The organism is Streptomyces sp. NPDC060064, assembly GCF_042736455.1.
Classification (GTDB): Bacteria; Actinomycetota; Actinomycetes; order Streptomycetales; family Streptomycetaceae; genus Streptomyces.
Map to the genome: position 1 here is coordinate 372631 of NZ_JBHWWF010000002.1, position 13136 is coordinate 385766.

Annotated in this window: 11 protein-coding genes and 2 pseudogenes; 4 read left to right on the forward strand and 9 right to left on the reverse strand. The window is 68.3% G+C overall.

Translation table 11 applies throughout. The annotated features are described in order from the left end of the window. Positions 1 to 61 precede the first annotated feature (61 nt). Entirely contained in the window at positions 62 to 1114 is a 1053-nt protein-coding gene (locus ACFWDI_RS03900) for a LacI family DNA-binding transcriptional regulator (protein WP_385301142.1), read from the forward strand. Positions 1115 to 1393: 279 nt separating this feature from the next. Here the strand turns inward: ACFWDI_RS03900 and ACFWDI_RS03905 are convergent, their stop codons facing one another. The 3 genes from ACFWDI_RS03905 to ACFWDI_RS03915 form a co-directional block, all read right to left on the reverse strand. Continuing rightward, positions 1394 to 3124, reverse strand: a complete 1731-nt coding sequence (locus ACFWDI_RS03905) for a GAF domain-containing protein (protein WP_385301143.1) — start codon at positions 3122 to 3124, stop codon at positions 1394 to 1396. Between the two features lie 118 nt (positions 3125 to 3242). Next, on the reverse strand, positions 3243 to 3971 hold the full coding sequence (locus ACFWDI_RS03910) for a response regulator (RefSeq protein WP_385301144.1): 729 nt from the start codon (positions 3969 to 3971) through the stop codon (positions 3243 to 3245). A 94-nt stretch (positions 3972 to 4065) separates the two neighbouring features. Beyond that, positions 4066 to 4533 (reverse strand): cyclic nucleotide-binding domain-containing protein, encoded by a 468-nt coding sequence (locus ACFWDI_RS03915; RefSeq protein WP_385301145.1) that lies wholly within the window; start codon positions 4531 to 4533, stop codon positions 4066 to 4068. 294 nt (positions 4534 to 4827) lie between these two features. Here ACFWDI_RS03915 and ACFWDI_RS03920 point away from each other — a divergent pair, with 294 nt between their 5' ends. Beyond that, complete coding sequence (locus ACFWDI_RS03920; protein ID WP_385301146.1) at positions 4828 to 5895, forward strand: zinc-dependent alcohol dehydrogenase family protein; 1068 nt, start codon at positions 4828 to 4830, stop codon at positions 5893 to 5895. A 54-nt stretch (positions 5896 to 5949) separates the two neighbouring features. Here ACFWDI_RS03920 and ACFWDI_RS03925 read toward each other — a convergent pair whose 3' ends face one another. Continuing rightward, entirely contained in the window at positions 5950 to 6648 is a 699-nt protein-coding gene (locus ACFWDI_RS03925; protein ID WP_385301147.1) for a CBS domain-containing protein, read from the reverse strand. Between the two features lie 209 nt (positions 6649 to 6857). On the opposite strand from ACFWDI_RS03925, the gene ACFWDI_RS03930 reads away from it, so the two are divergent. Beyond that, positions 6858 to 8585 carry a SulP family inorganic anion transporter gene (locus ACFWDI_RS03930; protein WP_385301149.1) on the forward strand — a complete coding sequence of 576 codons (1728 nt, stop codon included), beginning with the start codon at positions 6858 to 6860 and terminating at the stop codon, positions 8583 to 8585. A 174-nt stretch (positions 8586 to 8759) separates the two neighbouring features. Here the strand turns inward: ACFWDI_RS03930 and ACFWDI_RS03935 are convergent, their stop codons facing one another. Further along, a complete protein-coding gene (locus ACFWDI_RS03935) occupies positions 8760 to 9215 on the reverse strand; it encodes a universal stress protein (RefSeq protein WP_385301150.1) in 456 nt (151 codons plus the stop codon). Between the two features lie 477 nt (positions 9216 to 9692). On the opposite strand from ACFWDI_RS03935, the gene ACFWDI_RS03940 reads away from it, so the two are divergent. Further along, positions 9693 to 10604 carry a universal stress protein gene (locus ACFWDI_RS03940; protein WP_385301151.1) on the forward strand — a complete coding sequence of 304 codons (912 nt, stop codon included), beginning with the start codon at positions 9693 to 9695 and terminating at the stop codon, positions 10602 to 10604. Positions 10605 to 10643: 39 nt separating this feature from the next. On the opposite strand, the gene ACFWDI_RS03945 is transcribed toward ACFWDI_RS03940, so the two are convergent. The 4 genes and pseudogenes from ACFWDI_RS03945 to ACFWDI_RS03960 form a co-directional block, all read right to left on the reverse strand. Continuing rightward, entirely contained in the window at positions 10644 to 10838 is a 195-nt protein-coding gene (locus ACFWDI_RS03945) for a glycosyl hydrolase family 65 protein (protein ID WP_385301235.1), read from the reverse strand. 9 nt (positions 10839 to 10847) lie between these two features. Continuing rightward, positions 10848 to 11672: pseudogene (locus ACFWDI_RS03950) on the reverse strand (glycoside hydrolase family 65 protein); the annotation flags it as partial. Positions 11673 to 11748: 76 nt separating this feature from the next. After that, a pseudogene (locus ACFWDI_RS03955) lies at positions 11749 to 12168 on the reverse strand (HAD family hydrolase); the annotation flags it as partial. Between the two features lie 8 nt (positions 12169 to 12176). Further along, positions 12177 to 13052, reverse strand: coding sequence for a universal stress protein (locus tag ACFWDI_RS03960; protein WP_385301152.1), 876 nt, complete (start codon positions 13050 to 13052; stop codon positions 12177 to 12179). Positions 13053 to 13136: the final 84 nt, after the last annotated feature.

Sequence of the window (13136 nt, forward strand, 5' to 3'; positions counted from 1 at the left end):
GGTGCGGCACTCACGGTGCCAAAGCGCTTTGGCAAAGTCAACAGAGACCTATGATGCGATCATGGCGGAACAGCGGAAGGCCCAGTCGGGGCAGCGGTCCCCGAGCGCCAGGATTACGATCCAGGACGTCGCCACCGAGGCGGGAGTGTCCCTGACCACGGTGTCGCACGTGCTGAACGCCAAGGGGCGCGTCGACGCCCGCACCCGGGACCATGTACGGACCGTCGCGGACCGGCTCGGATACGTACCCAGCCGCACCGCCCGCGGACTGGCCTCAGGCCGCAGTTACACCATCGGCCTGTCGCTGCCACAGCTCGCCGGACTCGCCCCCGGCGAGCTCCTCGATTCCGAGTGGTACGGGCGGGTGGTGGTGGCCTCCTCGCAACGAGCCCTCGATCGCCAGTACGCGGTCGCCGTACTGCCCGGCTTCACAGCGACCAAGGACCTCAATCGCTACTCCGTCGACGGCGTGGTGATCCTCGATCCCGTCCATGACGACCCCCGGTTCGCGCTGCTGGAACGCGCACGCATTCCCCATGTCTCGGTCGGCAGGGACCCCTCGCATCCGGACGTACCGGCGGTCCGCCCGGACGCACTCGGCGGCGCCACCGCACTCCTCACACACCTTGCGGAGCGCGGAGCGCGCCGGATACTCATGCTGTCCGCGCCGGTGGAATGGCAGTACGTCCAGGACACCGTGACACACGCACGGCTCTGGTCGGCTCACCGTGGCGTGACGGTGCATCACGGCATCGCAGGCGACAAACAGTTCACCCGCGAGAGCCTGTACGCGAACGTGCGCAGGGCGACGGTCACCGCCTTGAGGGGCGCCGCGCCGCCGGACGCGATCGTGGGTATGTTCGAGGGGTTCGGGGCAGCCATCGCGGCAGCAGCCGCCGCCACAAGCTGTTCCGTGCCGGTGGATGTGCGCGTCGCACAAGACACGGACGACCGCTCCACCCTCGCCGCCTCGCCCACCATCACGGCCCTCGACCAGCACCCCGACCAGCAGGCGCGAGCCGCTGTCGACCTGTTGTTGGACCTCATCGCCGAGCGCACTCCGGTCGGCGACGTCGTAACGCCGGTAACACTGCGCGTCCGCGCATCCACCTGAAGTGCGCCGGTGCAGGGCGTCGCTCGATGCCCGTGCCAGGGGCGTGATCCAGGTCGGCCGTGAGGTGAAAGTGAACAGCGGTCACTGACGTCGCCTCCTCGCACTTGGCATCCAGGCGGCGGTCATCGTCTCGCCAACTGGACCGCCCGACGGGCTGAGGAAAGGGTCGGACACCCGGTCAGAACCCAACGGCCCTCCGATGGAGCGCACGCCCGGCGCCAGGCTCGGGCTCTTCCGGAGGTGGCCCATTGGGCCCTGGGCCTTTCCGGCTGACACCGGTCAGGGCGCAGCTTTCACGCCGCGCAACGGGACACACCAGATCAGCCGCGTACCTCCGCCCGGTGGTACCTCCTGCACAAAGGAACCGCCCAGGGCCGCAGCCCGTTCTTCGATGTTCTTCAGCCCGCTGCGAGGCACGCCGTCCGGAATGCCGACGCCGTCATCCGTCACGGTCAGAGTCAGTTCGCCGCCTGCCGCGACGAGATGAAGGTCGACGGATCCCGCCTCCGCGTGCCTGGCCGCATTGCTTAGCGCCTCGGCAACGACAGCGATCGCGTGGTCGGCGATCGGCCCGGGAACATTGGTGTCGACCAGTCCCTCCAGTCGCACCGAAGGTGTGAACCCGAGCGACAGGGCAGCTGCCGCCACTTCCGCGGCAAGACGTCGGCGCACCCCTCGTCCACCGGGCGCCGCGTCATGGGTCCTGAGCCCGAAGATCGTCGACCGGATGATCTTGATGGTGTCGTCCAGGTCCCCCACCGCACGCCCAAGGCGTTCGACGGCCTCCGGATGCTCGACGAATCTCTGGGCGCTCTGAAGCGTCATACCCGTTGCGAACAGCCGTTGGATGGCCAGGTCGTGGAGGTCACGTGCGATCCGGTCGCGGTCCTCCAGGAGGGCGACCTGCTCGGCGTCGCTGCGCCGTTCTGCAAGCTCCATCGCCAGCGCCGCCTGGCTGGCGAATCCGAGCAGGAGCGCCGACTCCTCCCTGCCGAACGCCGTACTGCCGGAAGCGCGGGCCAGCAGCAGCACGCCACGTTCCCCTCCCCGAGTGCCCATGGGCACCGCCACGGCAGGACCAAGCCCAGCCCACCGGGGCCCGTCCTCGCCGCTGCGCGGATCGAGCTCGATGTCGCTGCTCAGGACTGGCTCGCCCCCACTGAACGCCTCTCCGACGAAGCCGTCTCGTGCGGGAAGGAGCGAGCCGTCGAGGGCCTGTGTCCCGTTGCCCGCGACCACGGCCGTACGGAGTCCGTCCGCGCCCTCCGCCGGCACCGCCATCAGGCCCAGGTCCGCGGACACGATCTGCCGCGCCCGCTCGACGATCAGCTCAAGGGCCTCCGCCCTGGACGCCCCGGAAAGGAGGCGGCTCGTCACTTCCGCGCTCGCCGCCAGCCACTGCTCCCGGCGCCGCGCCTCCTCGTACAGCCGGGCATTCTCGATCGCCACTCCAGCAGCGACAGCCAGGGTGGAGAGCACCGCCTCGTCCTCGGCGTCGAACTCCTTCGCACTGCGCTTCTCGGTGAGATACAGATTCCCGAAGACCTCGTCCCGCACCCTGATCGGCACCCCCAGGAACGAATGCATCGGCGGGTGATTCGCCGGAAAGCCGTAGGAGGACGGGTGGTGGGACAGCTCCGCCAGACGCAGAGGCTCGGGGTGCCGGATCAACTCGCCGAGGATGCCATGACCACTCGGCAGATCACCGATCCGAGCCCTCAGCTCGTCATCGATGCCTTCCGTCAGGAATTCCGACAGTTTCCGATCGTGTCCGATCACCCCCAGCGCGCCGTACTCGGCGTCCACCAGGACCACCGCAGCTTCCACAATCCTCCGCAATACCTGCGGGAGATCGAGTTCGCGTCCGACCGACAGTACGGCTTCCAGCAGGCCATGGACACGGTCGCGCGTGCCGCGTATCGCGTTGATGCGTACGTGCAGCTCCTGCAGCAGCTCGTCCAGCCGAAGCCGCGGAAGGTTTTCGGTCCTCAGGTCGTGCTCTCGCTCCACAGAGCCTCCGCCACAGTCGAGCCGACCGACGAGTCACAGCCCGCATCCACCACGATAGGACGTGCCCCCGGTCATGCCCATAGGACCACGGTGCGGCGGAGGGCGAGGCGGGGCGCAGTCACGGGTATTCGTCCGGCCCTCGGTCGTGGTGCCCGTGTGTCTCCCGTTCCGGGTTCCCATGCATCTGAGTGGCCATGACGGCCGCCTGAATGCGCCGCTCGACGCCGAGCTTGGACAGCAGCCGCGAGATGTGGTTCTTCACCGTCTTCTCGGAGAGGAAGAGTTGCGAGCCGATCTGGCGGTTGGTCATTCCTTCGCCGATCAGGTCCAGGATCTGGTGTTCGCGCGGGGAGAGCGCGGACAGCGCCGAATTCTCGGGCTCCCGAGCGGTCTCGTCGTGGCGCAGGGACTGCATGAGCCTCGTGGTGGTGGCCGGATCGAGCATGGACTGCCCGGCTGCGACGGTGCGGACAGCTGCGACGAGGTCCGAGCCCTGGATCTGTTTCAGGACGTACCCCGCGGCGCCTGCCATGATCGCGTCCAGCAGCGCGTCGTCGTCGTCGAACGACGTCAGCATGAGACAGGCCAGCTCGGGCATGCGTGAGCGCAGTTCCCTGCACACTGTGATGCCGTCGCCGTCCGGCAGGCGTACGTCGAGAATGGCCACATCGGGCCGCAGGGCAGGCCCTCGGGCGAGGGCGTGGTCGACGGTGGCGGCTTCTCCGACCACGGTGATGTCCGGCTCTCCGTCAAGGAGATCGTGCAGGCCACGTCTTACGACTTCATGGTCGTCCAGAAGGAACACCCTGATCGGTGTCTCGTTCGAGAACGTTCGTGACTCGGCCATTGTCTGATCCTTGCCGCGTTGTCCCCCCCATGGATCCTGACTCACACGGGCCCCCTGTACCACTGCTGAACGAGCCGGCCGGGCGCGTGTGGCCTCAGCGCGCGAGGCGCATGGGTGCGCCCCCGGCGGGCCCGTACAGGTCGAGCAAGCGACCGCGCGCAGACTGGAGCCGGTTGGCGATCACCTCGGCGATGCGGAGCGTGAGCGCTTGGCCGAGCTCCCGGTCCTCATCGCACAGGGCACGCACCTTCACAGCGTCGAATTCCAGTGCTCGGACGGGGCTGTCCGCCGCAGCACCGAGATGCCAGCTGCGTGGGGGAAAGAGCCAGGACCAGCCCAGCAGATCTCCGGGGCCAAGGTGGTCGACGACGGCGGCGCGGCGTCCCGGAACGTGCAGGTCGAGGGCGACAGTTCCATTGAGAATGATCCAGAAGCGGTCCGCGCGGGCGCCCTCCTCGAAGATGCGGGCGCCGGCCGGGAAGGTTGTCTCCTGGGCGAGCTGCATCAGCCTGCCGCGGGCTTCGGGCGCCAGGACGTTCAGCAGTGGGGGCACCGTGGTCATTGCTGTCTCCGTCCCTCGGGGCCGTGTGCACGGTCCGGAGTTCGTTCCTTGTCCACAGCGTGTACGGGAAGCGGGCCCGGGCGGCAGAGGCCTGGCGGCCCTGCACCTGGGCCGGACGGCCCCTGTTTCAGCACACCAAGACGCGTTCTCCGGAGCGAGGCGCGACCTTGTGCCGATCGGGCCAGTGAACCCCCACCGAGGGACCGATCGGCCCCTGTGCGTCTGTTGTCTCTCCACCACAGGCTGGGTGGAGAGACAACAGACACACAGCGGACAGTTGAGGAGAGGAACGACATGAAGGCACTCGTTTTCCACGGCCCCGGCCAGGCCTCTTGGGACAAGGTGGCAGATCCGGGCATCCAAGAGCCCACGGACATCGTCGTCCGCATCGACACCACGACCATCTGCGGAACAGACCTGCACATCCTCAAGGGAGACGTGCCCGAAGTGACCCCGGGGACCGTCCTCGGGCACGAGGCCGTCGGCGAGGTCGTCGAGGCGGGAAGCGATGTTGGCACGGTCCGCCCCGGCGACCGGGTTCTCGTCTCCTGCATCTCCCCCTGCGGCCGCTGCCGCTACTGCCGCGAGCAGATGTACGGGCAGTGCCGGGGCAACGGGGGATGGGTGCTCGGTCACCTGATCAACGGCACGCAGGCCGAGTACGTACGCGTTCCCTTCGCCGATTTCTCCGTCCATCCGCTTCCCGCAGCAGTGAGCAGCAGCGACGCCGTGTTGCTGTCCGACATTTTCCCCACTGCGTACGAGGTGGGCGTCCTCAACGGAGGAGTCCGGCCCGGCGACACCGTCGTGGTCGTGGGAGCCGGCCCCATCGGGCTCGCCACCATCGCCACGGCACGGCTGTTCTCGCCCGGCAGGATCATCGCGGTGGACCTGGCCACGTCGCGGCTGGACGCCGCCCGCGAACTCGGAGCGGACGCCGTCGTCAACGCGGCGGAAGACCCTGAGCAGCTGGTCTCGGATCTGACCGAGGGGCTCGGGGCCGATGTGGCCATCGAGGCCGTCGGAGTACCGGAAAGCTTTGAACTCTGCACGCGTGTGGTACGGCCGGGAGGCCATGTGGCCAACGTGGGCGTACACGGCAAACCCGCCACGCTCCACCTGGAAGACCTCTGGATCAAGAACGTGACGATCAGGACCGGCCTGGTGGACACCTACTCCACACCGGTTCTGCTGGGCATGCTGGCTGCCGGTCGACTGCCCGCGGCTGCGATCGCGACCCATCGCTTCGAACTGGGACAGATCGAGGAGGCGTACGACGTGTTCTCACGCGCGGCCGACACGGGTGCGCTCAAGGTCGTGCTCGGTGGCCCGGAGCACAAGGACGTGGAGCGCACGAGCTGACGCCCTGCTGAGCCGGGCGCCTCGGTCGATGGTCCGTCACATCGGCATAGCGGATCAGTCGTCCGTCCCCGATGTTTTGTTCGCTATCACTGGTTTGTCCGCTGTCGCCGAGGCGTCGCCGCCCAGAGCCCACTCGACATCCACGACGCCCGCAACTGCCCTGACCAGGCGCGACGCCAGCGGAACCAGCCGGGTGTCGGTCAGGGTGCCGCTGAGTGTGACGACGCCGTTGTCGACTCGAACGTGCACAGCCTCGGCGCCGGGGAACAGTCGCCGGACGACTTCTCGTCGGATCTCGACGGCGAGATCCTCGTCCGGCCTCAGAAAGACCTTCAGCAGGTCGGACCGGCTGACAACGCCCTGAAGCCTTCCTTCTGCATCCACCACCGGCAGACGCTTGACATGGTCGACGGCCATTTTCCGTGCGGCCTGTACCAGAGGTGCCTCTCCGTGGATGGTGACCGCGGGACTCGACATGAGCTGTGCAGCGGTCGTGGCACCTGCCTTGGCAAGGTCTGCCAAGCGGTGCACCTGCTCCACGCGAGACGGGTTGTTCCCCCGGAACTCCTCCTTCGGCAGCAGATCCGCTGCGGAGACGACGCCCACCACAATGCGCTCGGCGTCGAGAACCGGCAGGGCACTGACCTTCCACGTGGCCAGGGTCTCGACGATCTCTTTGAACGGCGCGCTTCGGTCGACGGCGACCACGGGGGAGGACATCACGTCACTCACGAAGTACGGGGTGCGGTTCATCGGACTCCTCACTTCGCTGCCTCATGGCGCGTCGATGCACCGGCTTCCACCATCGCCCCTCGGCGTGCTCGCCCGATTGGGCCAGTGAACCCCTTCTGGGGGCCGACAGGCCCCATATGTACCGATGCCCTCCGGCTCCTTCGTCCGGTTGACTTGCCCCGAGGACGACGAGGGTTTGAGATGTGTCCAGCCCTCGCAGGAAGGCGCCCATGAACACGTCGCATGGCACGGCCCCCTTGCTGCATCGGCTGATGCCGGGGCTGGCCCTTCTGGCCGGCTACCGGCGCTCCGATCTCCGGGGTGATCTGATCGCCGGGGTGACCGTGGCGGCCTATCTGATTCCGCAGGTCATGGCGTACGCGTCGCTGGCTGGCCTGCCTCCGATCAGCGGGCTGTGGGCGGCTCTGCCGTGTCTGGCGGTCTACGCGCTGCTGGGTTCGTCGCGGCAGCTCTCGGTGGGACCGGAATCAACCACGGCGCTGATGACCGCTGTCGTGGTCGGTCCGTTGGCCGCGGGTGACGCCGGCCGGTACGCCACGCTGGCATCCGCCCTCGCTGTCGTGGTCGGACTGCTCTGCCTCGCCGCGTTCGCGGCCCGCCTCGGCTTCGTCGCCGACCTGCTGTCCCGGCCGATTCTTGTCGGCTACATGGCGGGTGTGGGCCTTATCATGATTGTCGATCAGCTGCCGAAGCTCGCCGGGGTCCCGGCCGGCGGAACCTCGTTCGCAGAACAGCTCGGCTCCTTCGTCACCGGGCTGTCGCAGGTCCATACGGCAACGCTCACGCTCTCCGCAGTGGCTCTGGGACTTCTTCTGCTCATGCAATGGCGGGTTCCAAATGTCCCTGCTTCGTTGGTTGTTGTCGTGCTCGCCACTGCTGCTGTGAGCGCCTTCGACCTGGAGCAATTCGGAATCCGGGTGATCGGTGACGTTCCCGCCGGACTCCCGAGCCCCGAACTGCCCGATCTCGGTGACCTCTCCGACCTCGCGCTTCCCGCCGTCGGCGTCCTGCTCGTGGGCTATACCGACGTCATTCTCACCGCGCGGGCGTTCGCCTCACGCAAGGGCGAGAGCATCGACACCAATCAGGAACTCCTCGCCCTCGGGGCTTCGAACATCGGCGCCGGTGTCCTGCATGGGTTCCCGGTAAGCAGCAGCGCGAGCCGTACAGCACTCGCCGACGCGGCAGGCGGCCGGACCCAGATCTACTCGCTCACGGCCCTGGCCGGACTGCTCGCGGTTCTCCTCTTCCTCAGCCCGGTCCTCGCGAACTTCCCGGTAGCCGTCCTGGCAGCCATCGTCGTCTACGCCGCGCTTCGCCTCATTGATCTGCGTGCATTCCAGCGGCTCGCCTCGTTCCGTCGCAGCGAACTCCTGCTGGCTGTCAGCTCGCTTGCCGGGGTGCTCGCCTTCGACATCCTCTACGGCGTCCTGCTCGCGGTAGGGCTGTCCGTCGCCGAAATGCTTGCCCGAGTTGCCCGCCCGCACGACGCCGTCCAAGGGCTCGTCGCTGGCCTCGCCGGTATGCACGACGTCGACGACTATCCGCAGGCCCACACGATTCCCGGCTTGGTCGTCTACCGGTACGACTCCCCGTTGTTCTTCGCCAACGCCCAGGACTTCCAACGCCGGGCGCTGGCAGCCGTGGACGACCATCAAGGTCCGGTCGCCTGGTTCGTCCTCAACACCGAGGCGAATGTCGAAGTCGACATCACGGCCATGGACTCCTTGGAGGAACTACGCCGCCGACTGGTCGCCCAAGGGATCGTCTTCGCACTCGCCCGGGTCAAGCAGGACCTGCGCAACGATCTTGACGCGTACGGGTTCACTGATTCCATCGGCGCGGATCTGATGTTCCCTACGCTGCCCACGGCACTCGAGGCCTACCATGACTGGCTCCGCCACAATGCTCCGCCGACAGGGCCCGAAATGGCTTGAACCTTGGTGCCGAACGCCCCCTGCCAAGGCTGGTTCGCCCCTAGCTTTCCGTCGTTCTCGGTGGAACCGTCCGCGGCAGAACATCACACCCTCCACGGGCCGCCTGACGCACTCCTCCCTGCCACCCGAGGCTGGAAATTGCCGAGCTTCGGACATCAAGGGCCGCGGTGGTGACTAGCTCTGTCCCGCCTTGCTGTCCGGACGGACGATGATCACCGGACAGGTGGCATGCAGTGCGCACTGCTGACTCACCGAGCCGAGGAGCAGGCTGGCGAAGCCGCCCCGGCCACGGTTGCCCACGACCAACGCCGCTGCCCCGTCCGCCGCAGCGATCAGTACCTCGGCCGGGTTGCCGCGCGTGAGGTGCTCCCGTACGTCGACGGGGCGAACCTCGCCGAGCACCTCTTGGATCTCGTCGGTGAATCGTTGTCGGGCAGACTCCCTGTCGAAGTCGGTGTCCACCGCGGGTGCCGACCAAGCTTGTATCCCTGGCAGATCCCACGCGCAGACCGCGTCCACGACGCCTCCGACGAGGCTTGCGTGCCGTACCGCCCATTGAAGCGCCGCGTGCGACGACGGCGACCCGTCGACGCCGACCACAACTCGGGGTGCCGAATCACTGTTGCCCATGCCTGCCACCTCTCCCTTGGCGCGCCCCCGTATTCCACGCTGCGCTTCTCACGGGCAGTCCGCCAGGCGGGGCCATGGACTCGCGGAGGCCGCAGCCCCTGCGGCCTCAGGGCCGACCGGCCCAACCGGCGACGAGCCTGCGGACCTCGCGCCGGGACCTGTCTCGCGCCCACAGTGGAATCAGGCCCCCACTGCCCACGCAGGTTTGATGACTGACACGTACCCGCCCATCCGGCTGGACGTGGGCGGCTCCGAGTCGGCTGCCCGGCAACGACCGCGGTACTGACGCTGTGGTTCCACCCTGGCGTACTCCGCGACGCCGCGGTCGCGCAGCGGTATCTCAGGTCCCAGCGCTGACTCGAGCGTTCTTGGGGTCGTTCGGCCCGGTCCGGGGCCCCCTGGCCTCTCGTGTCAGGGCAGACGGCCAGTGACCCTGGAAGCGCGGCCATAGGGGTACCGCGCGGAGACACATCCCGCATGGCGGATATCCAACCGGAAGAGGTTCTCATCATGACGCCCAATGTCGCCGTCGGTCTGGACGGCACACCGGAAAGCCTCGCCGCCGCCGAGTGGGCTGCGCGAGAGGCGCTGCTGCGCAGGGTGCCGCTGCACCTCGTTCACGTAGAGGAAGGGCCTTCGGCACTGACCCGACCTGCCATCACCCCTGAGATGCGGCGCACCTGGGCCGAGGAGATGCTGGAGAAGGCAGCCGCCGATGTGCGGCAACGCCATCCGCAGCTGGAGGTCACCACTCGGCACTTCGCGGGGCAGCAGCCACCAGCCGGTCTGGCGACCGCCGTCGGCGAAGCAGATCTGCTCGTACTCGGTTCCCGAGGGCTGGGCAGCGTCGTGGGCTTCCTCCTCGGTTCGGTCGGTCTGGCCACGGTGAGCGCCACCGAGCAGCCGGTCGTACTCATACGGGCGGCAAAGGGGCGAGCAGGCGCGCCCTCGGTCTCCGCACAGGCCGAAGCGTCGGGCGAGTACCGTGACGTCGTCCTCGGGGTCGGCATCCGCCAGGACTGCGACGCGGTCATAGCATTCGCCTTCGATGCGGCAGCCAGGCGGACGGCCAATCTCCGAGTGGTACATGGCTGGACGATGCCGCCGGTCTGCACCCACTACGCAGCTGTCGACGCCGGAGAGGAGATCGCACAGGCGCTGAGCGACATGCTGATGCCATGGCGACAGAAGTTCCCATCCGTGAACGTCGTGGAGCAAGCACTGTTCGGCGGGGCCTCTCGGCAGCTGGTGTACGAGTCGGCAGACGCCGAGCTCGTGGTCATCGGTCGGCATATCCAAGACGCGCCGTTCGCAGCGCATATCGGCCCGGTCACCCACGCCGTCCTGCATCACTCGGCCGCGCCCGTCGCTGTCATCGCGCACCGGTGAGCAGCAGGGTGGCGCCCAAGCCCGGGGTCGGCCAGGGGATCAGTGATCCCGCAGTGTCAGCCGGCAGGATTCGCCGGGTACGAGGGAGACCGCGCGGTCCGGGAGCTCTGTGGCGATCGGCAACCGGTCGGACGGCGGCACGCCGACTTCGAGCTGTCCGGGCCGCATGCGGAGCCGGATGCCCCAGTGGCCCCGATAGCGCAGGGCGAAGCCGTATTCGCTGAGTTCGGGCATGGGTACGGGCGCCTCGCCCTGCAGCCTCCGGGCCGGGACGCCGACGTCCAGGTCCGCCGTGTGCGGGGAGAGGGCCTGCAGCACATGGAACAGTTGGAGCCGCAGAATGTACGGCCCTGCACCAGCGGGAGTTGCAGGAGTTGCGCGGCACGCAACTGGGTGTGGTGCTCAGTGGTGCGAGTGGCTGCTCCTTCGACAGTGGTGCGGGCCGCCATGCCTGTACGGATGTCTGAGGTGCTCGTGCGGCAGCGCAACCAGACGGTGTCCGCGGCGGCGCTGCCCGTGTGGACATGGGTCAGGTGGTCGCCGTTCAGCTGCCGGTAGCCGTCCACTCCGGCGTTGGTCACCGAGCCGTCGAGTGCGGCCTCGACCTCGATGTCGCCGGACCAGTTCTCGGCCGTGAGCTCGGTACGCAGAGCCGCCGGATGAGGGTGTGCCGCGCGAGCGTCCTGCGCCCCTCGGCGTCCTCGTACCGCACCTTCCGCTCCAGGGTGCCGGAGCGCAGGTCCAGGGAAGGCGGTGGTCGAGGAGCGTCGCGGTCTCCGGGGCGAGCCACGGTGCCGGGTCGCCGCCCGTCTCTGTCCGGAAGCGCAGCGGCAGCCAGTTGGGCAGGTCGACCATTTCCTCGTTCTCGACCAGACGTCCTGCCACCTCGGATGTGAGGCGGTTGTAGCAGCCCGCCACGTATGTCCCGGGGTAATGCACGGAGTCCGCCGCGCATTCGGGGGCCGCCCCGCGGGTGGCGAAGTAGCCGTTACCCAGGGTGCACAAAGACTCCCTGAGCTGCTCGGCTTCGGGGTCGTAGCCCTCGTCATCCCAGGTCCAGTCCGGCATCGTCAGTCCTTCGCGTCGTCTGCGCCGCCATCGAGCAGGGCGCCCAGGTCCCGGACGACCAGGTCCGCGCCGTGCTGGCGCCCGCGAGGAGTTCACCGGCGTGCCGGGACGCGGAGGCGGCGGCGAGAGGGATCCCTGCGCGGAGGGCGTGGAGCAGCCGTGCCGTCCTTGGGCAGGCGTCGATGCCGCCCTTGCGTAGCCGCTCTCTGAAGAGCCGCTCCTTGGACGCGGCGAACGCCTGCACGGTGTCGTCGGGCAGCCGCAGCCCGCGTGAGGCAGGGAACGAGGCGGCACCGTCCATCCGCGACTTGCCGTGCACGTACCGCAGACAATCCTTACCGGTGTCGAACGGGCGCCTCCGCTCCGGGTCGGCCGGCGGGTGGTCCCGCAGACAGGTGTCGAAGGCGGTCTTCCACGCCGCAGCGTGCAGCCGTGCGGAGTCGGCGGTCACTCCGGCGGTGTCGAAGACCACCCCTTCCACGGTCCGCAGCGGCAATCACGGCCTCACACACGCTGCGGTACGACGGCAACGGGGCAGGCGGCGTGGTGGAGCGCTGTGTGGGCCAGTCGGCCGAGCTGGAGGCCGAAGTGTCCCGGACGGCGTTCGGCTCCGACGATCAGAAGGTCCGCTGTGGCCGAACGTTCGAGCAGCACTTTTCTGGCCGGACCCTCCACGGTGGCGCGGCGCACCTGGACCGCGGGGTGATCGCCCGCAGCCCTGCCCAGCGCCTCGTCGAGCAAGGTGGCGGCCCGCATCTCGTGGAATTTCGCGGCGTCGCCGGTGAGCAAGGTGTGGTCGGTCGTCTCGTGCGCAGGGCGGCGCCATGCGCGTAAGGCATCGAGGGTGCAGCCACGGGCCTCGGCCTCGCGGAACGCGAAGCGCACGGCGCCGGAGCCTGCGGCGAGGTCACCGACACCCAGGAGGATCCGCTCGTGGGTGCCCGACAGGCCGGCCATGTCGCCGCGCACGACGATCACCGGGCAATCGGCACGTGCCGCCACCGCCAGGCTCACCGAGCCGAGCAACAGACCTGTGAGGTCGCCGCGACCGCGTGATCCGGTGACGATCGCGAAGGCGTTGTGCCCCTCCCGCAGGAGTGCGGTCACCGCCTCCTCGGGCACCACCTCGATGGACAGCTTCACATCCGGATTGCGTTGATGGGCACGCTCCGCGGCGGTGCCGACGATTTCGTCCGCGAGCACCTGCTCCGCGGGGCGGTCAACGCTGTACGAAGGCACCTCCCCTTCGTAACGCTCCCAGAGGGACGCGTACACCAACCGAAGGGGAATTCCATGGCGAGCAGCCTCCTCCACCGCCCAGTCCACAGCCCCCAGGCTGGACTCCGATCCGTCCACACCCACGACAAGGGGCAGTTCCATCGTCCCCACCACCTTTCATCCGGCTGATCGGAGGGGTTGCTGATGTCACCGTCCCACCGTGCGCGGGGGCGGTGAGGAGGGGCG